This window comes from Kitasatospora sp. NPDC101183 (genome assembly GCF_044767945.1).
Taxonomy (GTDB): Bacteria; Actinomycetota; Actinomycetes; order Streptomycetales; family Streptomycetaceae; genus Kitasatospora.
Genome location: NZ_JBIWOW010000010.1, coordinates 91,450 through 115,855, shown reverse-complemented (window position 1 = coordinate 115,855; position 24,406 = coordinate 91,450). Strand labels below are relative to the sequence as shown.

22 protein-coding genes are annotated in these 24,406 nt (G+C 72.5%); 7 read left to right on the top strand and 15 right to left on the bottom strand.

Features of this window, described 5'->3' with window-relative positions:
- Positions 1–5 precede the first annotated feature (5 nt).
- A complete protein-coding gene (locus tag ACIRRS_RS16325; RefSeq protein WP_031072267.1) occupies positions 6–509 on the bottom strand; it encodes an SseB family protein in 504 nt (167 codons plus the stop codon).
- Between the two features lie 226 nt (positions 510–735).
- Between ACIRRS_RS16325 and ACIRRS_RS16320 the strand changes: the two genes are divergently transcribed.
- Positions 736–2,565, top strand: a complete 1,830-nt coding sequence (locus ACIRRS_RS16320; protein ID WP_402970751.1) for an acyl-CoA dehydrogenase — start codon at positions 736–738, stop codon at positions 2,563–2,565.
- An 83-nt stretch (positions 2,566–2,648) separates the two neighbouring features.
- Here ACIRRS_RS16320 and ACIRRS_RS16315 read toward each other — a convergent pair whose 3' ends face one another.
- From ACIRRS_RS16315 to ACIRRS_RS16300, 4 genes are all read right to left on the bottom strand, one after another.
- Positions 2,649–3,914 (bottom strand): ABC transporter permease, encoded by a 1,266-nt coding sequence (locus ACIRRS_RS16315; RefSeq protein ID WP_402970750.1) that lies wholly within the window; start codon positions 3,912–3,914, stop codon positions 2,649–2,651.
- Entirely contained in the window at positions 3,911–4,645 is a 735-nt protein-coding gene (locus tag ACIRRS_RS16310) for an ABC transporter ATP-binding protein (protein WP_402970747.1), read from the bottom strand. The genes ACIRRS_RS16315 and ACIRRS_RS16310 overlap by 4 nt, the downstream gene beginning before the upstream one ends.
- A complete protein-coding gene (locus ACIRRS_RS16305; RefSeq protein ID WP_402970745.1) occupies positions 4,642–6,180 on the bottom strand; it encodes a peptidoglycan-binding protein in 1,539 nt (512 codons plus the stop codon). Before ACIRRS_RS16305 ends, ACIRRS_RS16310 begins: the two co-directional genes overlap by 4 nt.
- Before the next feature lie 80 nt (positions 6,181–6,260).
- Positions 6,261–6,944 carry a hypothetical protein gene (locus tag ACIRRS_RS16300; RefSeq protein ID WP_402970742.1) on the bottom strand — a complete coding sequence of 228 codons (684 nt, stop codon included), beginning with the start codon at positions 6,942–6,944 and terminating at the stop codon, positions 6,261–6,263.
- A 244-nt stretch (positions 6,945–7,188) separates the two neighbouring features.
- Between ACIRRS_RS16300 and ACIRRS_RS16295 the strand changes: the two genes are divergently transcribed.
- Positions 7,189–8,496: a M18 family aminopeptidase gene (locus tag ACIRRS_RS16295; RefSeq protein WP_402970739.1), complete on the top strand. Its 1,308-nt coding sequence runs from the start codon at positions 7,189–7,191 to the stop codon at positions 8,494–8,496.
- A gap of 57 nt (positions 8,497–8,553) precedes the next feature.
- Here the strand turns inward: ACIRRS_RS16295 and ACIRRS_RS16290 are convergent, their stop codons facing one another.
- The 4 genes from ACIRRS_RS16290 to ACIRRS_RS16275 form a co-directional block, all read right to left on the bottom strand.
- Complete coding sequence (locus ACIRRS_RS16290; protein ID WP_402970736.1) at positions 8,554–10,362, bottom strand: NHL domain-containing thioredoxin family protein; 1,809 nt, start codon at positions 10,360–10,362, stop codon at positions 8,554–8,556.
- Positions 10,363–10,425: 63 nt separating this feature from the next.
- Positions 10,426–11,556: an acyltransferase family protein gene (locus tag ACIRRS_RS16285; RefSeq protein ID WP_402970733.1), complete on the bottom strand. Its 1,131-nt coding sequence runs from the start codon at positions 11,554–11,556 to the stop codon at positions 10,426–10,428.
- A gap of 155 nt (positions 11,557–11,711) precedes the next feature.
- The gene (locus tag ACIRRS_RS16280) at positions 11,712–13,010 is read right to left on the bottom strand and encodes an acyltransferase family protein (RefSeq protein WP_402970730.1); all 1,299 of its coding nucleotides are present in this window, start codon (positions 13,008–13,010) and stop codon (positions 11,712–11,714) included.
- 70 nt (positions 13,011–13,080) lie between these two features.
- Positions 13,081–13,602, bottom strand: a complete 522-nt coding sequence (locus ACIRRS_RS16275; protein ID WP_402970727.1) for a GNAT family N-acetyltransferase — start codon at positions 13,600–13,602, stop codon at positions 13,081–13,083.
- A 158-nt stretch (positions 13,603–13,760) separates the two neighbouring features.
- On the opposite strand from ACIRRS_RS16275, the gene ACIRRS_RS16270 reads away from it, so the two are divergent.
- From ACIRRS_RS16270 to ACIRRS_RS16260, 3 genes are all read left to right on the top strand, one after another.
- On the top strand, positions 13,761–14,330 hold the full coding sequence (locus ACIRRS_RS16270) for a GNAT family N-acetyltransferase (RefSeq protein ID WP_402970724.1): 570 nt from the start codon (positions 13,761–13,763) through the stop codon (positions 14,328–14,330).
- Between the two features lie 75 nt (positions 14,331–14,405).
- Positions 14,406–15,449, top strand: a complete 1,044-nt coding sequence (locus tag ACIRRS_RS16265; RefSeq protein ID WP_402970721.1) for an NAD(P)/FAD-dependent oxidoreductase — start codon at positions 14,406–14,408, stop codon at positions 15,447–15,449.
- Positions 15,450–15,478: 29 nt separating this feature from the next.
- Entirely contained in the window at positions 15,479–16,369 is an 891-nt protein-coding gene (locus tag ACIRRS_RS16260) for a class I SAM-dependent methyltransferase (protein ID WP_402970719.1), read from the top strand.
- A 79-nt stretch (positions 16,370–16,448) separates the two neighbouring features.
- Here the strand turns inward: ACIRRS_RS16260 and ACIRRS_RS16255 are convergent, their stop codons facing one another.
- Both ACIRRS_RS16255 and ACIRRS_RS16250 read right to left on the bottom strand, forming a co-directional pair.
- On the bottom strand, positions 16,449–17,105 hold the full coding sequence (locus ACIRRS_RS16255) for a LuxR C-terminal-related transcriptional regulator (RefSeq protein WP_402970716.1): 657 nt from the start codon (positions 17,103–17,105) through the stop codon (positions 16,449–16,451).
- Entirely contained in the window at positions 17,069–18,409 is a 1,341-nt protein-coding gene (locus ACIRRS_RS16250; protein ID WP_402970713.1) for a sensor histidine kinase, read from the bottom strand. Before ACIRRS_RS16250 ends, ACIRRS_RS16255 begins: the two co-directional genes overlap by 37 nt.
- Positions 18,410–18,641: 232 nt before the next feature.
- Here ACIRRS_RS16250 and ACIRRS_RS16245 point away from each other — a divergent pair, with 232 nt between their 5' ends.
- On the top strand, positions 18,642–20,654 hold the full coding sequence (locus ACIRRS_RS16245; protein WP_402970710.1) for a serine hydrolase domain-containing protein: 2,013 nt from the start codon (positions 18,642–18,644) through the stop codon (positions 20,652–20,654).
- Positions 20,655–20,749: 95 nt separating this feature from the next.
- Here ACIRRS_RS16245 and ACIRRS_RS16240 read toward each other — a convergent pair whose 3' ends face one another.
- Positions 20,750–20,950: a DUF397 domain-containing protein gene (locus ACIRRS_RS16240; protein ID WP_402970707.1), complete on the bottom strand. Its 201-nt coding sequence runs from the start codon at positions 20,948–20,950 to the stop codon at positions 20,750–20,752.
- Positions 20,947–21,798 (bottom strand): helix-turn-helix domain-containing protein, encoded by an 852-nt coding sequence (locus ACIRRS_RS16235; RefSeq protein WP_402970705.1) that lies wholly within the window; start codon positions 21,796–21,798, stop codon positions 20,947–20,949. Before ACIRRS_RS16235 ends, ACIRRS_RS16240 begins: the two co-directional genes overlap by 4 nt.
- A gap of 323 nt (positions 21,799–22,121) precedes the next feature.
- On the opposite strand from ACIRRS_RS16235, the gene ACIRRS_RS16230 reads away from it, so the two are divergent.
- The gene (locus tag ACIRRS_RS16230; RefSeq protein WP_402970702.1) at positions 22,122–22,277 is read left to right on the top strand and encodes a hypothetical protein; all 156 of its coding nucleotides are present in this window, start codon (positions 22,122–22,124) and stop codon (positions 22,275–22,277) included.
- A 70-nt stretch (positions 22,278–22,347) separates the two neighbouring features.
- Here ACIRRS_RS16230 and ACIRRS_RS16225 read toward each other — a convergent pair whose 3' ends face one another.
- Positions 22,348–22,950, bottom strand: coding sequence for a GNAT family N-acetyltransferase (locus tag ACIRRS_RS16225; protein ID WP_402970700.1), 603 nt, complete (start codon positions 22,948–22,950; stop codon positions 22,348–22,350).
- A 126-nt stretch (positions 22,951–23,076) separates the two neighbouring features.
- Complete coding sequence (locus tag ACIRRS_RS16220) at positions 23,077–24,360, bottom strand: adenylosuccinate synthase (RefSeq protein WP_402970697.1); 1,284 nt, start codon at positions 24,358–24,360, stop codon at positions 23,077–23,079.
- Between the last annotated feature and the right edge of the window lie 46 nt (positions 24,361–24,406).

Genomic DNA, 24,406 nt, shown 5'->3' with positions numbered 1-24,406 from the left:
ATGGGTCAGCCGTACATCCGGCGCATGGTGAAGTCGACCATCTGTTCCACCGCCTTGGCGTCGAACACCATCCGGTGCTCGCCCTCCATGTCCAGGGCGAAGCCGTAGCCGGTCGGCAGCAGGTCCAGCACCTCGGCGCCCGTGACGGTGAAGTGCTTGGACTCCTTGCCGGCGTAGCGGCGCAGCTCCTTCAGGGAGCTGAACATCGGGATCACCGGCGTCGGCGTGTTGTGCAGCGCCAGGAAGCCGGGGCGCTCGCCGCGGGGGCAGTGGACCTTGGAGGTGATGAAGATCGCCTGGAAGTCCTCGACCGCCATGGAGCCCGTCGTGAAGGCCCGGACGGCGTCCGCGAGTGAGGGCGGCGAGGGCTCGGGGTAGAGGGACTGCTGGGGGGCCTGTCCCTGTGCGCCGTAGGCGTCCGGTCCGGGCATGCCGCCCATGCCCGGCTGCGGACCCGCCTGCTGCTGGTAGGGGTCGCCCGGGTATGCGTTCTGGTCATATCCGTACACACGGACAGGCTAGCGGGAGCGCACCCGCCCGTGCGGGCGTCGATCCTGACAAGGAGTGGTCGTCCCGCCCTGTGGGACGTGACAACGGACGTGACAACGTTCATAGCGGATTCGCCGTCAGGGGCTTGCCCAAGTTACCGCTGGGTAGCATCATGATGCCTACTGGTGGGTACGGGGCGCCCGAACGCGGCGGTCACCCGGAAGCGACGAACCGGAGAAAACGGCCATGGGTCACTACAAGTCCAACCTGCGGGACGTGGAGTTCAACCTCTTCGAGGTGTTCGGCCGCGAGCAGGTCTACGGCACCGGACCGTTCGCGGACATGGACGTCGAGACCGCGAAGAACATCCTGAGCGAGATCGCGCGTCTCGCCGAGAACGACCTCGCCGCGTCCTTCGCCGACACCGACCGCAACCCCCCGGTCTTCGACCCGGAGACCAACACCGCCCCGGTCCCCGCCACGTTCAAGAAGAGCTACCAGACCTTCATGGACGCCGAGTGGTGGCGCCTGGGCATCCCGGAGTCGATCGGCGGCCAGGTCACCCCGAACTCCCTGATCTGGGCCTTCGCCGAGCAGATCCTGGGCTCCAACCCCGCCATCTGGATGTACTCCTCCGGCCCGGCCTTCGCCGGCGTCATCGCCGAGGAGGGCACCGAGGAGCAGCACAAGGTCGCCGAGCGGATGACCGACCGTCTCTGGGGCTCCACCATGGTCCTCACCGAGCCCGACGCGGGCTCCGACGTGGGCGCCGGTCGCACCAAGGCCGTCCAGCAGGAGGACGGCTCCTGGCACATCGAGGGCGTGAAGCGCTTCATCACCTCGGGTGAGCACGACATGTCCGAGAACATCGTCCACATGGTCCTGGCCCGCCCCGAGGGCGGCAAGCCCGGCACCAAGGGCCTGGGCCTGTTCATCGTCCCGAAGTTCGACTTCGACTGGGAGACCGGCGAGCTCGGCGAGCGCAACGGCGTCTACGCCACCAACGTCGAGCACAAGATGGGCCTCAAGGCCTCGAACACCTGCGAGATGACCTTCGGCGCCAAGCACCCGGCCAAGGGCTGGCTGCTCGGCGAGAAGGTCGACGGCATCCGCCAGATGTTCAAGATCATCGAGTTCGCCCGCATGATGGTCGGCACGAAGGCCATCGCCACCCTCTCCACCGGCTACCTGAACGCCCTGGAGTACGCCAAGGAGCGCGTGCAGGGCGCCGACATCTCGCAGTTCCTGGACAAGACCGCCCCGCGCGTCACCATCACGCACCACCCCGACGTGCGCCGCTCGCTCCTGACCCAGAAGGCCTACGCCGAGGGCATGCGCGCGCTGGTCCTGTTCACCGCGTCCACCCAGGACGACATGACCGTCGCCAAGCTGCGCGGCGAGCGCGACGAGGCCGCCGAGCGCCTCAACGACCTGCTCCTGCCGATCGTCAAGGGCTACGGCTCCGAGAAGTCGTACGAGCAGCTCGCCCAGTCGCTCCAGACCTTCGGCGGCTCCGGGTACCTGCAGGAGTACCCGATCGAGCAGTACATCCGCGACGCCAAGATCGACACCCTCTACGAGGGCACCACCGCGATCCAGGGCCAGGACTTCTTCTTCCGCAAGATCGTCAAGGACGGCGGCCAGGCGCTGACCGCCCTGTCCGAGCAGATCCAGAAGTTCCTGGGCTCCGCCGAGGGCGGCGACGCCCTGGCCACCGAGCGCGAGCTGCTCGCCAAGGCCGCGGGCGACCTCGAGGCCATCGTCGGCAAGCTGCTGGCGGACCTCACCTCGGTCGAGCAGGACGTCAAGAACATGTACAAGGTGGGCCTCAACACCACCCGCCTGCTGATGGTCTGCGGCGACGTCGTCATCGGCTGGCTGCTGCTGCGCCAGGCCGTGGTGGCCCTGGCCAAGCTGGAGGCCGGCGCCTCCGAGAAGGACGTGCCGTTCTACCAGGGCAAGGTCGCGGCCGCCCGCTTCTTCGCCAGGAACGTCCTCCCGACCGTCGCCCCGCAGCGGGTGATCGCCGAGGGCGTCGACAACGCGATCATGGAGCTGGCGGAGGAGGCCTTCTAAGCCCCCCTGCCCCTCTTCTGGGACTGCCTGACGACACCCTCACACCGAAGGGCCCGGCTGCCACCGGGCCCTTCGGTGTTTCCTCATGCGCTCCGGAGCGCGGTGAGCGGGTCCGTACGGGCGGCGCGCACGGCCGGGTAGAGGCCCGCGAGCAGGCCGACCACCGAGCCGATCAGCGGCGCGGGCAGGGTGGTCGCGGGCTGGAGGACGGCCGTCCACTCGCGGGCGGCGGCCACGGCGACCACCGTCACCACGCCCAGGCCCGTGCCGACCAGGCCGCCGAGGGTGCCCAGGGCCGTCGACTCGGTGAGGAACTGGGCGGCGATGTGCCCGGTGCGGGCGCCCAGCGAGCGGCGCAGGCCGATCTCCTGCGTCCGCTCCAGCACGGCGACCAGCGTGGTGTTGGCGATCCCGACCGCGCCGACCAGCAGGCAGATCCCGGCCAGCGCCAGGAACAGGCCGGTGAGGTCGGAGGTCACGTTGTCCTGGAGGCTGTGCGGGTCCGGCGGCGGGACGACGGTGAAGGCGTCGGGGGCGTCCGGCCGCAGGGCGAGCGGGAGTTGGGCGGCGACCACCCCGGCCGCGCCGACCCGGGTGGAGACCAGCCCCTGCGCGCCGCGGTCCGGCTGCGGGGCCGGGTCGCCGTACCGCTCCAGCGCCGTACTGGCAGGGATGATCAGGCCGAGCAGGGCGCCCGGCTGGCGCTGGACGTCGGAGTAGATGCCGATGACGGTGTACGGGACGCGGTCGATGAAGACGGCCGGCTGGGCGTCCAGCCGGCTCACCCCGAGGCGCTCGGCGGCGGCCTCGCTGAGCAGCACCACCGGCTGTGCGGTCTTCTGGACGAACTCGTCCAGCGTGACCCCGGCGGTCAGGGTCGGCTCCATCGCGGCCACCGCGCCGGGGGTGGCCGCGAGGACGGACAGGCCGGTGCCCTCGTCGGGGCCGTCCGGGCGGCTGGACATCGTGGGGGCGCCGGGCACCGGCCACCAGACGCCGCCGGTGCGGACGCCGTCGATCGCGCGGATCCGTCGGTCCGCGTCCGCGGGGAAGTCGCTGGGCGGGTTGGCGCCGGGGGCGGCGCCGTCGGTGCGCGGCCGGTCGGTCACGGTGACGGTGGTGGCCTTGGTGAGGCTGAACCGCTCGCCGATCTGGCCGGCGGCCGTCGCGGTGAGGCCGAGGACGGCGACGAAGGCGCCGATGCCGAGCACCGTGCCGAGCATGGTGAGCACCGAGCGGCCCGGGCGCTGGAGGATGCCGGACAGGGCCTCGGAGAGCAGGTCGCGCGGGCTCAGCCGGGAGGGCGGCTCGGGGAGCAGGGCCGGGCCGCGTCGTCGTCGCCGGATCACTGGACGGCCGCCTCCGCCTCGCTCAGCACGCCGTCGTGGATGGTCACCCGGCGCCGGGCACGGGCGGCCACGGCCGGGTCGTGGGTGATGACGACCAGGGTGTAGCCCTGTTCGTGCAGCTCGTCGAACTGGGCGAGCACCGCCTGGGCGTTGGCGGAGTCCAGGTTGCCGGTCGGCTCGTCGCACAGCAGCAGGCTGGGCCGGTTCACCAGGGCCCGGGCGATCGCCACCCGTTGGCGCTCGCCGCCGGACATGGTGCCGGGCAGGGCGTCCGTGCGGTGGCCGAGGCCGACCATGTCGAGCGCCGCCACCGCGGCGGCGCGGCGGTCGCGGCGCGGAGTGCGGTTGTAGACCTGGGCGAGGAGGACGTTCTCCTCGGCGGTGCGGTGCGGGAGCAGGTGGAAGGACTGGAAGACGAAGCCGATCCGGGCCCCGCGCAGCGTCGAGCGGTCCCGGTCGCGCAGGGTGCCGGTGTCGATGCCGTCCAGTTCGTAGCGGCCGGTGGTGGGGGTGTCGAGCAGACCGAGCAGGTGCAGCAGGGTGGACTTGCCGGAGCCGGACGGACCGGTGACGGCCAGGTACTCGCCGCGGTGGACGGTCAGGTCGGTGGGGCGCAGCGCGACCACGGGAGGGCGGCCCGGGTGGGTGCGGCCGACGCCGTGCAGGGCGATGACGGGTAGCTCGGTGACGGGCGGTTCGGTGACGGGCGGTTCGGTGAAGGGCGCTGTCACTTGCCGACCACCACCTGGTCGCCGGCCTTGATCACGGCGCCCTCCGCCGGGGTGACGGCCACCAGGCCGTCGACGGTGACGCCGGTGGTGACCCGGATGGTGGTGCGGGTCCCCGCGGCGTCCACCCTGGTGACGGATGTCCGGCCGGCCGCGTCGGTGGAGACGGCGGCGATCGGGACGGCGGTGACGGGGGAGCCCGCCTTGGCCTTCAGGACGGTGAGCCGGACGTTCTTGCCGCTCATCGCGGCGGGCAGCGGGGTGTTCGGGGTGATCGTCACCGGGACGTAACTCTGGCCGCCGGGCTGGTTGTTGGGCGCTCCGCCACCGGCTCCGGCAGCCCCGGGCTGGGGGCCCGCGCCGCCGCCGGCCGCCGAGCCGCCCGCCGCCGAGCCGCCGAGGGTGATCACCTTGCCGGCCGGGGCGGCGGTGGTCGGGGTGCCGACCTCGGCGACGGTGCCGGGGACGGTGGTGTCGGTGTCCTCGGCCAGTAGTTCGACGGCCATGCCCGGCTTCACGCCCGCCGCCTGGGCGGGGGTGAGCTGCCCGGTGGCGGCCAGACCGCCGCTGGTGAGCGACAGCAGGGGCCCGGAGACGGGCGAGCCGACCGCGCCGTTGACGGCGGTGACGGTCGCCGGGAGGGCGGGCAGGAACAGCACGTGGGCGGCCGGGACCATCGGGCCGTTGGCGGCCCGGGCTTTGGTGAGGGCGGCCTGGTCGGTGGCCAACTGCTTCTTCGCGTTGGCGAGTTGCTGGTCTAGGTCGCCGGTGGCGGCGGGCTGTTGGGCAGGCTGTGCCGCGCCCTGGCCGGCCGGGGGTCGAGCGGGGGGCGGCTGCGCGGTGCCCGCCTTCTTCTGGGCGGTGAGGCCGTCCACCGTCTGCTTGTCGGTGTCCACCGCCTTCTGCGCGGTGTCCACGGCCTGTTGGGTGGTGGCGCCGGTGGTCGGAACGGGGTAGCCGAGCGCACGGTAGAAGGCCGACACGGCGGCGGCCGTGCCCGGCCCGTACGAGCCCTTGTCGTCCTCACCGATCCCGTGCCCCAACCCGGCCAGGGCGTCCTGGAGTTCGGCGACGTCGGGGCCGGAGCTGCCCGGCTTGAGGTCACGGTAGGCGGGTACCGGTCCGGGCAGGGCGAACAGGGGCTGCCCGGACACCTCGGCGAGCAGCTTCCCGGCCGTGACGGCGTCCCCCGGCTTCACGGCCAGTTTGGAGACGAACAACTGGGTGACGTCCGCGGAGGCGGGCACCGGGACCACGTTGTACTGCGCCGGCGGGTACACCACCGCGCGGGCCGCGATCGAGGGGGTCAGCACCTGGCTGACCACCGGCGCCGTGAGCAGACTGTTCGGCGGCGGCGCGCTCTGCGCGGCCCGCTCGGCCGGGGACTTCACCAGCGTCGCCGCCCCCACCCCGCCCACCGCCACCAGCGCGGCGGCCAGCGCCACCCCGAGCAGCACCCGCCTGCGCCGCACGACCCGGGAACGCGCGGGCGGCTCCAGGGGGGTCGGTTCGGCGCTCGTACTCGTCGTTGTGGTCAACAAGGCACTCTCCCCGGGGACTTCACTCCGAATAGTGTCATCGCCCGACTGTCGGGGGGATGTAATTGAACGTACCGCCGTCACCCGTTCTGGCCGGCGGCGGCCTGCCCGGCTCTGCGGAGCAGGTCCTCGGTCCGCTGCCGGTAGGCGGCGAGCTCGGCCGTGTTGGCCTCGATGTACTTCTTGTCGTACGCCGTCTGGACCGCGACGACGACCCCGACGGTGTTGTTGGAGAGTTTGCAGTCGATGTCGGCGGTGGCCGTCGCGATCTCCGCCGTGGTCGCGGTCCTGCTGTCGTGCCACCTGGGGTCGCCGATGGCCGCCACCGGGTCCCGGTAGTCGAACCCCTTGCCCTTCATGCAGGTCGACCAGGCGGCGTAAGCCGCCTTCAGCCGGGGGTCGCTCGGCGGAACCTTCGGGCCGCCGTCGGGCAGCGCGGAGTCGTCGATCGAGAACTCGTCGCTCTTGAACGTCTCCCGGGCCTTTCCGTTGCAGCCGCCCGGTGGCACCGGCTTGCCGCCGACGCTGGTCGCCGGCTGGTGGGTGGTCGGATCGTTGCCGGTGAGCGCGCTCTGCTCGTCCTTGGAGAGCGGCACTGCGCCGGCCGGTTCGGGCGGCATCTCCCGGAACCTGTCGTACCCCTTCGCGGAGGCCTTGGCGATGTCGAAGTATCCGTAGACCCCGCTGCGGGTCAGCCTGGTGACGGGCGCCTCGTCCAGTCCGACGGCGATCGTGGGCCGCGCGGTGAACCCGAAGCCCCTCATGCACTCGGCGCTGATGGCGTCCTGACCCGGGTCCGTGATGGTCGGTGTCGGACCGGAGGCGGTGCGGGTGGTGGCGGCGGTGCTGGCGATCGTGCCGGGCCTGCCGTTGGGGGAGCTGGTGCGGAGGTTGGAAGAGCCCGATGGGGGGTGAAGGTTCCGAATACCGTGACTGTGTACAGGCATATGCTCAAGGTGCTCAGCCGGCCCCCTCACCTGGCTCCGGCCCCCTCGACCCAGGAGCAGCATGTCGACCGCCGCCCACCAGGCCTTCTTCGACCGCACGCACAGTGACGACCTGATCGCGTTCCTCGGGACCTCGCCGTCCCCGTACCACGCGGTCGCGAGCGCCGCCGAGCGGCTGGAGAAGGCGGGCTTCCGGCAGGTCGCCGAGACGGATGCCTGGGATGCCGCGCCCGGCGGCCGGTATCTGATCCGCGGGGGCGCGATGATCGCCTGGTACGTGCCCGGGGGCGCGGGCCCGCAGACGCCGTTCCGGGTCGTCGGCACCCACACCGACTCGCCCAACCTGCGGGTGAAGCCGCTGCCGGACACCGGCTCGGCCGGCTGGCGGCAGGTCGCCGTGGAGATCTACGGCGGCGTCCCGCTGAACACCTGGCTCGACCGGGACCTCGGCCTCTCCGGCAGACTCGTGCTGAAGGACGGCACCGCGCGGCTCGTCCAGTTGGACGAGCCGTTGCTGCGCGTGCCGCAGCTCGCCATCCACCTCGACCGCTCGGTCAACGACGGGATGAAGCTCGACCGGCAGCGCCACCTCACCCCGATCTGGGGCCTCGGCCCGGTCGACGAGGGCTCGCTGATCGCCTACGTCGCCGAGCGCGCCGGGCTGGCCGCCGAGGACGTGGCCGGCTGGGACCTCATGACGCACGACGTGCAGCCCGCCTCCTATCTCGGCCGCGACCGCGAGCTGCTGGCCGCCCCGCGCCTGGACAACCTGCTGTCCGTCCACGCCGCCACCGCCGCGCTGGCCGCCGTCGCCACCGAGCCCGGCGCCGCCGACCTGCCGTACATCCCGGTGCTGGCCGCCTTCGACCACGAGGAGACCGGCAGCGAGTCGGACACCGGCGCGCAGAGCCCGCTGCTCGGCAACGTCCTCGACCGGTCGGTCCACGCGCGCGGCGGCGACGCCGAGGACCGCGCCCGGGCGCTGGCCGGCACGATCTGTCTCTCCTCGGACATGGGCCACGCCGTGCACCCCAACTACGTCGAGCGGCACGAGCCGGGCCACCACCCGGTGCCCAACGGCGGGCCGATCCTCAAGGTCAACGTCAACAACCGCTACGCGACGGACGGCGTCGGCCGGGCGGTGTTCGCGGCGGCCTGCGAGAAGGCGGGCGTGCCGTGGCAGACCTTCGTCTCCAACAACGCCGTGGCCTGCGGGACGACGATCGGCCCGATCACGGCGGCGCGCCTGGGCATCAAGACGGTGGACTGCGGCATCGCGGCGCTGTCCATGCACTCGGCGCGCGAGCTGTGCGGGGCGGACGACCCGTACCTGCTGGCGAGCGCGCTCAAGGCCTTCCTGGAGGGCTGAGCCGACGCTGAGGGCCCGGTCGCCGTCGCGGCCGGGCCCTCTCCGTGCGTTCGGGGCCTACTCCATCCCGGCGAGGACCAGCGGCAGGCGCCGGGTGCCGTCGGCCGTCAGCTTCACCGGCACGCCCCAGTCCTGCTGGTGCACGTGGCAGGCCGGGTACTCGATCTCCGGGTCGTCGTCGCAGGAGGCGGCCATCGCCGAGACGTGCAGCACGCCCTCGGCGACCTCGTCGGAGAGCACCAGCTCGCGGGAGAGCGCCGAGTCCGCGCCGGCGCCGGAGACCAGCAGCTCGGGCGGGGTCGCGCTGACCAGCAGGCGGGTGGAGGGGCCGTAGCGCTCGTCCAGCTTCTGGCCGGTGGGCGCCTCGAAGACCACGTCCAGGCGGAAGGAGCCCGGGGCGACCTCGGTGGCCGCGCGCTGGGTGCGGTGCGCCACCGACTCGACGCGGACGGCCTCCTCGGGCAGCCGCAGCCTGGTCAGCCGGTGCCGGGCCGACTCGACGACCACGAGGTCCCCGTCGACCAGCACGGCGCCGGAGGGCTCGCGCAGGTCGGTGGCCAGGGTGCTCACCTCGCCGGTGGCGGGGTCGAAGCGGCGCAGCGCGTGGTTGTAGGTGTCGGCGACGGCCACCGAGCCGTCCGGCAGGACGGTGACGCCCAGGGGGTGCTGGAACAGCGCCTGCTCGGCGGCGCCGTCGCGGTGGCCGAAGTCGAACAGGCCGGTGCCGACGGCGGTGCTGACCGTTCCACGTGAAACCGAACGCAGGGCCGAGGTCTCGGAGTCCGCGACCCAGAGGCGCTCGCCGTCCGCCGAGACGGCCAGGCCGGAGGGCTGGGCGAACCAGGCCTCGCCGACGGGCCCGTCCACCAGGCCCTCGTTGGTGGTGCCGGCCGCGACCCGGACCGTCCCGGTGGCCGGGTCGTACGCCCACAGCTGGTGCACGCCCGCCATCGCGATCCAGACCTCGCCGTCGAACCAGGCGACGTCCCACGGGGAGGAGAGGTCCACCTCCAGGGCCGGGCCCTCGGTGGTGGAGCCCTGCCACCACTGGCGGCCGGTGCCGGCCAGGGTGGTCACGCTGCCGTCGGCCAGCCGGACCCCGCGCAGGGCGTGGTTGACGGTGTCTGCCACCACCACGTCGTACGGGTGCCCGGGCGGCAGCAGCGCCAGGCCCTGCGGCTCGCTGAAGCGGGGCGCGGCGCCGTCGACCAGCCCGCGCTGCCCGTCGCCGATGCGGCGCACCACCGTCTCGCCGTCCTCGGCCAGCTCCAGCAGGCTGTGGTGGCCCGAGTCCGCGACCAGGAAGTGGCCGTCGGGCAGGCGCACCGCCTTGCCGGGGAACTTGAGGTCCCCCGCCGTCGGCTCCGGCGGCACGTACGGGCCGTCGCCCCGGCGCAGCGTGCCCTTCGCGGCGTGCTCCGCCTCCAGCTCCTCCACCAGCCGCCCGATCGCGTGGGCGTGCCCCTCCCCGGCGTGCTGGGCCACCACGTAGCCCTCCGGGTCGATCACCACCAGCGTCGGCCAGGCCCGGACGGCGTACTGCTTCCAGGTGGCCAGCGCCGGGTCGTCCAGCACGGGGTGGTGCACCTCGTACCGGTCCACGGCGTCCACCACCGCCTGGTGGTCCGCCTCGTGGACGAACTTCGGCGAGTGCACCCCGACGATCACCACGGTGTCGCGGTGCTTCTCCTCCAACTCGCGCAGCTCGTCCAGGACGTGCAGGCAGTTGATGCAGCAGAAGGTCCAGAAGTCCAGGACGGTGATCTTGCCCCGGAAGTCGGCGAGGGTCAGCTCCTTGCCGCCGGTGTTCAGCCAGCCGCCTGCGCCGACGAGCTCGGGGGCGCGTACACGTGCACGAGAGGTCATGCCCCAATCCAACCGCATGCCCGGATTGCGCATTCCGGCGGCCGGGAGTGCGCCGGGAGTGCCCTAGCGGGCGAGCGGTTCGGGGACCGCGGCGGCGGGGGTGTCGGCGGAGGGGTCGGAGGTGGCCTGGGCGGGGACGGCGGGGGCGGGGCGCTTGGGGAGGATGCGCTTGATGAGGGTGCGGCCCGCGTTGATCATGGGCTGCTCCAGGCGCCCGTACAGGAAGTCGGCGAGGAGCACGCTGATCAGGACGACGGCCGTCCCGTGGCGCAGGTTGCCGGCGCTGGCCCAGGGGGTGAGGACGGCGGCCAGGCCGGCGGCGACGGCCTGGAAGAGGTAGAGGGCGTAGGAGCGCTCGCCGACGAAGACGAGGGGCTTGAGCGAGAGGAACCACCGGCCGGGGCCCGGGGCGAGCAGGGAGGGCATGACCAGGGCCAGGACGACCGCGTAGAGGAAGATCGGCTTGGGCTGTCCGCCGAAGTGCTCGATCAGGTCGGGGAGCCGCAGGTGCAGGTAGACGAACCCGGCGGCGAGTGCCACGCCGACGAGTGGGTGGGTGAGCGGCCGCATCACGGCGTAGCCGCGCGGCGAGTGCAGCACCAGGGCGAGCAGCGCGCCGATCAGGAGGATCGAGTAGTGCAGGCCCATGCCCGTCCAGGTCTGCGTCCAGGGGACGAGCACGGCGGCGATGGCGGCGACGGCCAGCGGGATGCGCAGCTTCCGGGAGACGGCGCTGACGCCGACCAGCAGGATCGGCCACACCATGTAGAACTTCCACTCGATGCCGATCGTCCACGAGTGCAGGAACGGCTCGTAGCCGTGGAGCTGGTACTCGTTCATGAACAGCAGGTAGTGGGGGAGGTGGCCCATGAGGGCGTTCCAGCCCCAGCCGCTCTGGTACAGGCCGACGGCGGTGACGAAGAGCGCCAGGTAGTACAGCGGCCAGATCCGGAAGATCCGGCGGAGGTAGAACGCGCGGAGGTCTATTCGCCCCGTGCGGTCCTTCTCGCGCAGCATCAGGGTGGTGATCAGGAAGCCCGAGACCACGAAGAAGATGTGCACGCCGATCCAGCCGGAGAGGCCGTCGGCCCAGGGCCTGGCGTAGTGGAAGAAGACGACCATGACGGCTGCGAGCGCGCGCAGCCCGTCCAGGGCGTCGAACCGCCGCAGCGCGAGGAATTCGGTATGGGTCATGGTGCGCATGGGTGGGCTCTCCGGGCGGTCCTGGTAGACAGCGCCCGGATCGCGTGGAAACCGTTGGGCGCGCAGCGGCCGACATTATGGCCGATCGTCATCGGCCTTTTCCAGTCATTCACAGTCGGATTCGATCGTGATCGAAATACGGATGCTCAGGGCTTGCGGTCGATCAGCTTGGTGACCCGGTGGCCGAGCTTCTGGAAGGGCTTCTCGATCCAGCGGTGGGTCAGGTGGCTGAGGGCCAGGACGGTGGCGCAGAAGGCGAAGCCGAGCGCGACGCGCTTGCCGGTGCTGAGCGCGGTGACGGGCTCGGGGCCGATCGCCTTCAGCAGCACGGACAGCAGCACGGGGTGGATCAGGTAGACCGAGTAGCTGATGCCGCCCAGCCAGGTCAGCGGCTTGGGCATCCGGACGTTGCGCAGCGCCATCCCGATGCCGAAGACCCCCCAGACGGAGAGCAGGGTGACCACCCAGATCCACTGGACGGTCGGGTAGCGCTGCCCGTTCTCGCCGAAGTTACTGCCGACGTACATGCCGGCGCCCAGGGCGACCACGAGGCCGATCCCGGTGTACAGCCGGTTGATCTGGCGCTGCTCGGCGCGGTAGATCGCGGTGCCCGCGAACATGGTCGACAGGATCACCAGGCTGAACCAGCCCGGCATCCGGGAGTGGCTCGCGAGCAGGGCGGCCGACATGCCTCCCAGCATCAGCGCGCCCAGGATCGCCAGCGGACGGCGGCGGCTCATGGTGGCGAGCACGCCGAGGGCCATCACGACGGCGGTGACGACGACCAGGCGCTTCTGGCCCTGCGGGGAGTGGAACAGGGTGATCAGCGGCAGGGAGCCGACGGCGGTCGCCGCGGCCACGGCGAGGCCGGCCGATATCTCGGTGCTGCGGCGGTGCAGGCGCAGGACGAAGAGCGAGGCGACCAGCAGGTAGAAGACCATCTCGTAGGAGAGGGTCCACATCACGAAGATCGTCCCGTGGACGCCGGTGAAGTCGTGCAGCATCGTCGCGTTGCCCAGGGCGGCGATGGCCGGGTGCTGCATGGTGAACCAGTTCACCGGCGGCAGCCCCGGCGTGTAGTAGCCGGCCTTCCAGACGATGACACCGGCCGCGACGACCGCCACGCAGAGCGGGTAGATGCGGAAGAGCCGGCTGATCCAGAACGCGCGGACGCTGCCGCGGCGCTCCAGCGAGGCCGGGACGATGTAGCCGCTCACCAGGAAGAACAGGAAGACGCCGAAGGTGCCGAGGTCCAGGTGGGCCGTGACCTTGGGGAACTGCTCCGGCAGGACGAACTGGGTGAAGTGCGCGACCACGATGATCAGCGCAGCCAGACCGCGCAGGGCGTCGAGCCAGCCGAGCCGGGCCTTCGCGGGGGCGGCGGGCGGCTGCTCGCCGTCCGCCTCCGCCGACTGCGGCGGAGGGGTCTGGGAGATGAGAGACATCTGAGGAGGCTAGCGCAGCGCTCGTACGCCTGATCGGGCCCGGTGCCCGTTGGGGCCCGGCCGCATCCCGTCAGTCCGTGCCCGGGGCCGGTCGGAGGGCGGCCTCCCAGCGGGTCTCGCCGTCCACGGTGTGCGGGGTCGGGGTGAGGCCGAGGGTGCGGGCGACGGCGGCGGAGGCGTGGTGGTCGGGGTGGATGTGGGCGACGGCGGTGGGGACGCCGGAGGCGGCGAGGTGGGCGAGGAGGGTGCGGGCCGCCTCGGTGGCGAGGCCACGGCCCTGCCAGGGGGTGCCGACCACCCAGGCGAGTTCGGCGGCCCCGGGGCGCAGGGTGGTCTGGACGTAGCCGACGAGTTCGCCACAGGCGCGCAGGCGCAGGGCCCAGTTGCCCCAGCCCTCGGCGGGGTCGGGGGAGCCGGCGGCGAGGCGGGTGTAGCGGTCGCGCAGCTCCTCGGCGGTGGACGGCGCGCCGCCGGTGAAGGCGTGCAGGGCCGGGTCGTCGAGGGCGGCGGCCATCGCCTCGGCGTGCTCGGGGCCGATCGGGAGCAGGTCGAGGCGGTCGCTGCGCAGGGGGGTGGTGAGGGAGACGTTCACGGGGGTATCGAACCGTACGCCGAGGCGGCGCCCTCCGGCGGGTGCGGTTTCGGAGGTGATCGCCCGAGCTGCGACAAGTGTCGCTCTGGTGCGTGTAGTTGGCGGAATGTCCGGCCGAAATCGCTGCGCAGCGGCGGCCGGGCCGGTAACGTACCGCCATGGCTGACCTTGAAGAACGCGCCAACGTCGTCGCGTCCGGTCCTCGGTGGTCCGGGGAGGTGGCGTCCGTCCGCAGGCGCCGCCCCGACGACCTCGCCGAGTGCGTCCGGGTGCTGGGCGACGTCCACGCCGCCGACCGCTACCCCGCCGACTGGCCCGACCGCCCCGCCGCCTGGCTCACCCCGGACGGCCTGCTCGCCGCCTGGGTCGCCGAGCGGGACGGCCGGATCACCGGCCACATCGGGCTCTGCCGCAGCGTCCCCGGGGACGCCGGCCCCGAGCTGTGGAGCCACCGCACCGGCGGGCGCCCGGAGTTGACCGCCGTGATCGCCCGGCTCTACGTCGCCCCCTCCGATCGCGGCCAGGGCCTCGGTGAGCGGCTGCTCGGCGCCGCCGTGACGCACGCGCGGGTGCTCGGTCTCCACCCCGTCCTCGACGTGCTGCCCACGGACACCGAGGCCGTCGCCCTCTACCGCCGCCTCGGCTGGACCCTCCTCGGCTCCACCACCCAGCACTGGCCCTCCGGCCGCACCGTCGAGGTCCACGGCTACGCCGCCCCGAGGGCGTAGCGGATTTGCTGAGGCGGCAAGAAGGCTTGCCGCCTCGGCGCGGTCGGCCGCAGCCTGGCCGTGGAGGTGAGCGCCATGAGCGAGGCGACGGACACGGTGACGGGTACGGCAACGGACGCGGTGGTGGACACAGCGACGGACACGGCAGCGGACGAGCGCTACGACGCGGTGGTGGTCGGCGCGGGAGCGGCCGGGCTGAACGCGGCCCTCGTGCTGGGCCGGGCCCGGCGCAGGGTCGCGGTGGTGGACGCGGGCGAGCCGCGCAACGCCCCGGCCGCCCACATGTACGGGTTCCTCAGCCGGGACGGCCTGCCGCCGGCCGCGCTGCTGGAGATCGGGCGCGAGGAGGTCGCCCGCTACGGGGTGGACCTGATCGACGCCCGGGTCGAGCACATCGAGCCGGCCGGCGACGGCTACCTCGTCCACCTGGCGGGCGGCCCGGTGCTCCCCGCCCGCCGGATCGTGGTCGCCACCGGCCTGCGCGACGGCCTTCCGGAGCTGCCGGGACTGGCCGAGCGCTGGGGCCGCGACGTGCTGCACTGCCCGTACTGCCACGGCTGGGAGGTCCGCGACCGCCCGCTCGGAGTGCTCGGCACCGGCCCCGGCGCGGTCAACCAGGCGTTGCTGCTGCGCCAGTGGTCGGCGGACGTGGTGCTGCTCGCGCACACCCTCGTACTGACCGGCGCCGACCGCGAGCGCCTCGCCGCCCGGGGCGTCCGGGTGGTCGAGGGCCGGATCGTCCGGCTGGTCTCCGACGGCGGGCGGCTGCGCGGCGTCGAGCTGGACAGCGGGCAGGTGGTGCCGCGCGAGGCGGTGTTCCTCTTCCCGCAGCCGGTGCCCCGGGACGCGCTGCTCTTCGGCCTCGACTGCGAGCGCGGCGAGGACGGCTGGGTCACCACCGACCGGACGGGACGCACCAGCCTGCCCGGCGTCTGGGCCGTCGGCAACGTCGCCGACCCGCGCGCCCAGGTGGTCGTCGCCGCCGGGGCGGGCGCGGCGGCCGCCTTCGCCCTCGACCACGACCTCGCGGCGGAGGACGTCGAGCGGGCCCTCGCCCGCCACCGCGCGTCCGGTCCCGCCGTTCCCGCCGTTCCCGCCGTATCCGCCGTATCCGCCTGAACCGTCACCCGAACCGGAAGGAAACCCCCATGAGCACGCACCAGCACGGCCACGGCCACGGACACCACCACGGCCACGGCGTCCCCGCCGCCGACCTCGACTGGGACGCGCTCGCCGCGCACCTGGAGCGGGAGGCCGACCTGCGCGGCGCCGCCGTCACCGAGGCCGCCCACTGGCTCGCCGGACTGCACGAGGGCGAGGTGCGCCGGGCGCTGGACGTCGGCAGCGGCCCCGGCGTGATCGCCGCGATGATCGCCGAGGTCTTCCCGGCCGCCGAGGTCGTCGCGGTGGACCAGTCGGCCGCCCTCCTGGAGCGCGCCGAGGCCCGCTCCGGCGGCCGGCTGTCCGTCCAGCGGGTGGACCTCCCGGCCGAGTTCGCCGAACTCGGTGAGGAGGAGGCCGACCTGATCTGGTCCGGCAACGCCGTCCACCACCTCGGCGACCAGCAGGCCGCGCTCACCGCCCTCGCCCGGGTGCTGCGCCCCGGCGGGCTGCTCGCCGTCGCCGAGAGCGGCCTGCCGCCGCGCTACCTGCCGCGCGACTTCGGCCTCGGCCGGCCCGGATTCCAGGCCCGGCTGGACGCGGTGCAGGAGGACGGGTTCGCCGCGATGCGCGCCGAACTGCCGGGCGCCGTCGAGGAGGTGGAGGACTGGGCGGCCATGCTGGAGCGCGCCGGGCTGACCCCGAGCGGCACCCGCACCTTCCTGGTCGAGCACCGGGCCCCGCTCGCCCGGCCGGTGCGCGAGTACCTGCACACCCAGCTCGACCGCCGCCGCGAGCAACTCGCCGAGCACCTCGCCCCCGAGGACCGCTCCACCCTGGACGCCCTGCTCGCCGAGGACGCGCCCACCGGCATCCTGAGCCGCCCCGACGCCTTCTACCTCTCCGCGATGACGGTCCACACCGCCCGCAAGGCCTGAGAACGGCAAGGCCCGAGAACGGCAAGGTCTGACAACCGCAAGGCCTGACAACCGCAAGGCCCGAGAACGGCGCAAGGGCTCAGGCGGGCGGGGCGACGTCGAGGAACGCGAGGACCGCCAGCACCCGCCGGTGGTCCTCCTCCGAGGGCGGCAGGTCGAGCTTGAGGAAGATGTTGGCGGTGTGCTTCTTCACGGCCCGCTCGGTGATCACCATCCGCTCGGCGATCGCCCCGTTGGACCGCCCCTCCGCCATCAGCTCCAGCACCTCCCGCTCGCGCGGCGTCAGCCGGTCGAGCGGCTTGGTGCGTTCGGTGTTGCTCACCAGCATGGCGATGACCTGCGGGTCCAGCGCCGTCCCGCCGGCGGCCACCCGCTGGACGGTGGCCACGAACTCGTCGGGGTCGAAGACCCGGTCCTTCAGCAGGTACCCGATCGCCCCGGTGCCGTCGGCGAGCAACTCCTTGGCGTAGAGCTGCTCGACGTACTGGGAGAGCACCAGCACCGGCAGGCCGGGGATCTGTCGGCGGGCCTCCAGGGCGGCCTGGAGGCCCTCGTCGGTGAACGTCGGGGGCAGCCGCACGTCGACGACGGCCACGTCCGGGCGCTCGGTGAGGAGGGCCTGCAGCAGGTCGGGCCCGGTGTCGACGGCGGCCACGACCTCGAAGTCGTACGCCTTCAACATCCGGACCAGACCGTCCCTCAGGAGGAAGAGGTCCTCCGCGAGAACAACTCGCACGGCAGCTCCATCGTCAGCGTCGTGGGGCCGCCGAGCGGGCTGCGGACGGCCAAGATCCCGTCGAAGGTAGCAAGCCGCCGCTCGATGCCCCGCAGGCCGGTGCCGCGGGAGGGGTCGGCGCCGCCGACGCCGTCGTCGGTGACCTGGGCCTTCAGGACGCCGTCCTGGTGCCAGAGTTGGACGTCGACGTGGTCGGCGCCGGAGTACTTGGCCGCATTGGTGAGCGCCTCGGAGACGGCGAAGTAGAGCGCGGACTCGACGGGCGCCTCGGGCCGGCCGGGCAGTTCGGCGGTGACGGTGACGTTCAGCGGGCTGTCCATGCACAGCGCCCGTACGGCGTCGGCCAGTCCACGGTCGGCCAGGACCGGCGGGTGGATGCCGCGCACCAGGTCGCGCAGCTCGCTGAGCGCCGTCGCGGAGGCCTGCCGGGTCTCGGCGAGCAGCTCCTTCGCGGCCTGCGGGTCGCGCTCGACGAGCCGCTCGGCCACGCCCAGGTTCATCCCCATGGCGACGAGCCGGGCCTGCGCCCCGTCGTGCAGGTCCCGCTCGATGCGGCGCAGTTCGGCGGCCTGGGTGGTCAGCGCGTCGCGCCTGGTCTCGGTGAGGTGGGCGACCTTGCGCTCGGCGGCCAGGGCCTCGGCACGGGCCGTCGGGCCGAGCAGGGACTGGGCGAAGAGGCTGTGGCCGCGCAGCACGGCGGGGGCGAGGGCCAGGCCGGCCGCGATCAGCGGCAGCCCGTACAGGGTGCAGTGCAGGGCGCTGCCGTCGCCGGTCACCTTCACCCACAGGTACCAGTCGTTGCCGCCGTTGGAGACGATCGGCTCCCAGACCCAGGGCATGACCAGGCCGAAGAGGCCGTAGGCGATCAGCGAGAGCGGGACGATCGCCAGGGTGAAGCCGAGCACCGAGTCGGCGAGCAGCCAGGTGATGTCCCGCCAGGTGGCCGGGTCGCCGAGGAGGGCCTGGCAGCGCTGCCACAGGCCCCGGAAGCCCGGCTCGGCCTCGGGGGCCGGCAGGTACGGCTCGCGGATCTCGACCTCGGACCAGCGCGCGGCCAACTCCCGCCGCAGCGTGGTGACTCGGCGCACCGCCAGGAAGGTCGGCGGCACGAGCAGCAGGCCGAAGCCCAGCCCCACCAGCGAGGCGGTGACGGAGACGGCCGTCAGCAGCAGCACCTGCGGCAGGATGAACCCGGCCAGCGCGGTGCTGCGCGCCGTGTCCCGCAGGGCCCGCCCGATCCGGCCGAGCAGGCCCGCCCGGCCCCGCCCCGTGCTCCCGATCCCCTTGCCCACTGTGCTCGTCATGCCGTCCGCCCCCTTGTCGTTCGCCTGCTGACGGGGTCAAGACTGCCGCGATCCCCGCTGGAGATCACTGGGCCCAGGACCCCTGTCACGGGTACCTGGGTACACCATCGGATCCACCTCCGGAGTCCATGTCCACGAACTGTTCCCGTCCGTAGCGTTCTCGGTGTCGGGAAGCGGCCCGCTCCACAGCGTCGGAGCTTCCACAATCACCTTGCCATCAACGGGAGTTGCGATGAAGAAGCGCGTCCGGCTGCTGATCGTCCTGGCCGCGATCGGCCTCTTCCTCTACGGCCTCACCCCGGCCCGCGCCGAGGCCGCCACCCCGGGAACGCCGGCCCCGGGAGCATCGGCCCCGGCGCCCTCCGCCCCGCCGTCCCCCGCCCCGCCGTCCCCCGCCGAGGTCAAGAGGCTGATGGACGAGACGATCCCCAAGCTGCTGGCCGAACACCACGTCCCCGGCGCCACGGTGGCGGTGGTCGGCGGCGGCCGCGAGCTGTACGCCGGGGGCTACGGCGTTTCGGACGTGCCGGCCGGGAAGCCGGTCGACCCGGCGCGGACGGCCTTCTTCATGGGCTCGGACGCCAAGCTGTTCACCGCGATCGCCGTCCTCCAGCAGGTCCGGGCAGGGGCGTTGGACCTGAACGCCGACGTCAACCGCTACCTGACCGCCTTCAAGGTCCGCGACACCTACCCGGGCCACCCCGTCACCGTCGAGAACCTGCTCACCCACACCGGCGGCTTCGACGACACCTTCATGGGCCTGGCCCAGGCCGGCCCCGAGCACGTCGGCGCCCTCGGCGCGACCCTCGCCGCCCACCAGCCCGACCGGGTGCGCGCCCCGGGCACCGCCGCCGCGTACGACAACTACGGTGTGGCGCTGGTCGGTTACCTGGTCGAGGTGGTCTCCGGCCGTCCGTACGATCAGTACCTGACCGAGCACGTGCTCCGCCCGCTCGGCATGGACCGCACCACCTTCACCCAGCCCCACCCCGCCCCGATCGACGCCGAACTCGCCCACGGCTACCGCCCCGAGGGCGACGGCCAGACCGGGACCAAGGGCCTCTACGGCCCGCTGACCCCCACCGGCGCCGCCGCCGTCACCACCGCCGGCGACATGTCGAAGCTGCTGCTCGCCCTGCTCGGGAACGGCTCCGTCGACGGCAGGCAGATCCTCGACCCGGCCACCACCGCCCGGCTGCTCGACCGCCACTACGGCCCCGACCCCCGCCTGCCCGGCATGGCGTACCTGCTGGAGCAGCGCGACCGCAACGGCCTGCGCTTCCTGGTCAAGGACGGCGACGTCCCCGGCTTCCACACCAACGTGGCGCTGCTGCCCCAGCAGGGCGTCGGCCTCTACGTGAGCGTCAACGGCGACGGCGAGGACTCCACCGGCGGCTGGACCACCCAGCAGGTCCTCAACGCCTTCCTCGACCGCTTCTACCCGGCCCCGGCCGCCACCAGCCCCGCCCCGCCCGCCCTCACCTCCGGCCTGGACGCCTACACGGGCGACTACCGCTCCACCCGCACCAGCCAGTCCACGCTGACCAGGGCCGCCGCCCTCATGGGCTCCCTGCACGTCACCGCCGACGGCGGCGAGCTCACCGTCTCCGGCCCGCTGAGCCGCGACCCGCAGGTCACCGAGACGCACTGGCGCCAGGTCGAGCCCGGCCTGTTCCAGGAGGTCGGCGGCACCGCGAGGATCGCCTTCCGGACGGACGCGAGCGGCAAGGTCGTCTCCCTGCTCAGCGACGCCGACCCGACCGTCGCCTACGAGCCGCTGGCCTGGTACCAGGCCCCCGGCCTGCACCAGGTCCTGATGCTGGTCAGCGTGTCCGTCCTCGCCCTGAGCCTGATCGGCCGGTCGGTGGCCGCCGCGGTGCGGCTGCTGCGCCGCCGGGGCCGGGCCGGCCGGCCCGCCGTACGGCTGCTCGCCTGGGCCACCACCGCGCTGCTGGTCGCCGCCACCGCCGGCTTCGCGATGCTGACGGCCGACTCCAACGCGCTCAACCAGACGCTGTTCCTGGGCGATTCGCCGCTGTTGACCCTGGTGCCGGTGCTGATCCTCACCGCGCTGGCCCTGGTCGTCCCGATGACGGTCTGCACCGTGCTGGCCTGGATGAAGGGCTGGTGGGGCGTGCTCGGCCGGGTGCACTACACCGGCGTGACGCTCTCGGCGCTGTTCTTCCTGCTGCTCGCCGGGGCGTACGACCTGGCGAACACCGGGGCGCTGGACCTGATCGGCTGAGGAGGCCGGTCAGTGGGGGAGGGGACGACCGCGGGGCCCGGGAGGAGATCCCGGGCCCCGCGGTCGTCCCCCGTGTGCCCTGTCCGCCGGCCTGTTCAGGACTGGCCGAAGTCCCCGTAGCCGTCGAACTCGCCCGCCTTCACCCCACGGACGAAGGCGGCCCACTTGCGCGGCGTCGTCCGCACGATCACCTCGGGCCAGTCCGACTCGCGGATCTCCACCAGCCCGCCCGTCGCCCTGACCTCGACGCACTCTCCCTGCTCGGTGCTGGTCGACGCCTTTCTCCAGGTGCTCATGAGAAGTCTTTCGCCAAGGCCCGGATGAAGTCCCGGGACTCCTCCGCACCGAGCGCGATCGCCGTGGCCTCCTCCTTGACCCGGCGGTAGGTGGCCAGTTCGGCCTCGGCGTGGATGAACTTCGGCCCGTTGGAGAGGTCGGTCTGCACGGTGTCGAGCTCCGGGACGGGGCCGCGGGCGAGGTAGAGGCTGCTCTCGTTGGAGCCCCGGTAGGAGGGGACGCTGAACGGGATCACCCGGATGTCCAGCCCGGGCCGCTCGGACGCCTCCAGCAGCGCGAGCAGCTGCTCGCGCTGGACCTCCGGCCCGCCGAACTGCATGCGCAGCGAGGACTCGTGGAGGATCGCGCAGTACGGCTTGGGCCGGTCGACGAAGATCCGCTGGCGCCGGATCCGGAACTCCGACCGGACGGGCGCGGAATCCCGCAGCTGCGGGGGCAGGCGCTCGAACACCGCCGCCGCGTAGGCGGGGGTCTGCAACAGGCCGGGGATGAAGGTGGTGTTGAGGATGGAGAGCGACTCGGCGTGGTGCTCCATCTCCGCGATGTCGACGATCGGGCCGGGCATCCGGCCGCGGAAGCCGTCCCACCAGTACTTGCGCCGGTCCTGCGTCATGGCGAGCAGGGCGTCGAGGTACGGCCCGTCGGGGCAGTCGCAGGTCCGGGCCCAGATCCTCAGCCGCTCGGCGCTGATGCCGGACTTCCCGTTCTCCATCTGGGAGATCTTGGGCAGGTCGGTGCCGATCGTGGCGGCCAGGTTCTTGGGCGTCACGCCCACGCGTTCGCGCATCTTGCGCAGTTCGATCCCGAGGCGCTGCTGGCGCACGGTGGGCGACAAGCGGGGTGGCATGTCTCTACTCTCCGGATCGCGGGCTTCGGTCGATGCTTCCGGTGAAGTGTGCCGCGCGTAACCGGACGTAGCTACCGAAATGGGGGATACCCCACGATGGAGTGAACGTCCACGGGCTCGGTAGCAAGTCTTGCACCTCGACTCTATGGTCATCCGTGTCACTCGCTGACTTGTTGTCGGCTGAACAGTCCCACCGGTTCCCATCCGTCACAACAGCCCCAACCCGGCTGTGGAACGCACCGGTTGCATGGTCAATGCGCCCGACATCACCGACCGGAGACTCCCGTGCCCCTTGCCGCGCCTCCCCGCGATCCCGTACCCCGGTGAACGCCCTCCTCGTCGGCGGACTGTCCGCCCTCCTCCTCGCCGTCCTCTTCGTCGGCTGGCTGGTCTGGCTGGTCAACATCCAGCCCCGCGAGCGCCGCTCCCCCAACTCCGACTTCCCCGCCCGCCGTTCGAGCCCCGTCGACCGCAAATGACCCGCGACCCCGCGCCCCCTCGCACGCGAATCGTGCGAGGGGGCGCGGGGTCGGTCGGCGGGCCGGCGGCTCAGCCGCGCGAAAGGCGCTCGACGAGACGGGACTTGGCGGCCGGCCACTCCCCGGCGAGCATCCCGAAGAAGGCGGTGTCGCGCCAGGTGCCGTTGTCGCGGTGCTTGTCCCGCCGGTGGACGCCCTCGAACTGCGCGCCGAGGCGCAGGATGGCGTTGCGGGAGCGGTCGTTGAGGGCGTCGGTCTTCCAGGAGACGCGGCCCATGCCGAGGTCCTCGAAGGCGTGGGTGAGCAGCAGCAGCTTGGCCTCGGTGTTCACAGCGGTGCGCCAGACCGAGCGGGCGTACCAGGTGCCGCCGATCTCCAGCAGCTCGTTCTCCGCACTGAAGTCGTAGAAGCCGGTGATGCCGACGGCCCGGCCGCTCGGCAGGTCGACGACGGCGAACTTCACCGCCGTGCCCGCAGCCGCCGCGGCGATGCGCCTGTCGAGGATCACGCCCAGCTCCTCCCGCGTGGTCGGCGGGAGGAAGGGGATCCAGCGCCACACGTCGGGGTCGGGGCCGACGGTGTCCCAGAGGTCGGGCAGGTGGTCCCGGCTCAGCGGCTCCAGCCGGATGTGGTGGCCGGTGAGGGTGACGGGGGCGGGGAGCTTCGCGGTCATGGGGCCGACCGTAGACCCGTATTGCACTAGAGGCAAGTGATATCTGCACTAGTGCAAAACTCCGAATCTGGACACGGCGAAGGCCCGGCGGGAGTCTCCCGCCGGGCCTTCGCCGCAACTATCCGATCAGATGAACGAGTTGATCTCGATCGTCTCGGTCCGGCCGGGGCCGACGCCGATCGCCGAGATCGGGGCGCCGGACATCTCCTCCAGCGCCTTCACGTACGCCTGGGCGTTCTTCGGCAGCTCGGCGAAGGTCTTCGCCTTGCTGATGTCCTCGGTCCAGCCCGGCAGCGTCTCGTAGATCGGCTTGGCGTGGTGGAAGTCGGACTGGTTGTAGGGGAGTTCCTCGACCCGCTTGCCGTCGATCTCGTACGCGACGCAGACCGGGATCTGCTCCCAGCCGGTGAGCACGTCGAGCTTGGTCAGGAAGAAGTCGGTGAGGCCGTTGACGCGGGTCGCGTAGCGGGCGATCACGGCGTCGAACCAGCCGCAGCGGCGGTCGCGGCCGGTGGTCACGCCGCGCTCGCCGCCGATGCGGCGCAGGGCCTCGCCGTCCTCGTCGAGCAACTCGGTCGGGAACGGGCCGGAGCCGACGCGGGTGGTGTACGCCTTGAGGATGCCGATGACCCGGTCGATCTTGGTCGGGCCGATGCCGGAGCCGGTGCAGGCGCCGCCCGAGGTCGGGTTCGACGAGGTCACGAAGGGGTACGTGCCGTGGTCGACGTCGAGCAGGGTGCCCTGGCCGCCCTCCAGCAGGACGACCTTGTTCGCCTTGAGCGCCTCGTCCAGGACGAGGGTGGTGTCGGCGAGGAAGGGCCGGATCTTCTCCGCGTAGCCCAGGTACTCCTCGACCACCAGGTCGGCGGGCATCGCGCGGCGGTTGTACAGCTTGACCAGGATCTGGTTCTTGTCGTGCAGCGCCGCCTCGATCTTCTGGCGCAGGATCGACTCGTCGAAGAGGTCCTGGACCCGGATGCCGATGCGGTTGATCTTGTCCGCGTACGCGGGGCCGATGCCGCGCCCGGTGGTGCCGATCTTGCGCTTGCCGAGGAAGCGCTCGGTCACCTTGTCGATGGTGCGGTGGTACGGGGTGATCAGGTGGGCGTTGCCCGAGATCAGCAGCTTCGAGGTGTCGATGCCGCGCTCGTTCAGGCCGGCCAGCTCGGAGAGCAGCACGCCCGGGTCGATGACCACGCCGTTGCCGATGACCGGCGTGACGTTCGGGCTGAGGATGCCGGAAGGGAGCAGGTGCAGGGCGTACTTCTGGTCGCCGATGACCACCGTGTGACCGGCGTTGTTGCCGCCCTGGTAGCGGACGACGTAGTCGACGGAGCCGCCGAGGAGGTCGGTGGCCTTCCCCTTGCCCTCGTCCCCCCACTGAGCGCCAACGAGCACGAGTGCCGGCACAGGCGTACACCCCTTCCGGTTGGGGCATCCTGCGTAGGCCGCAGTC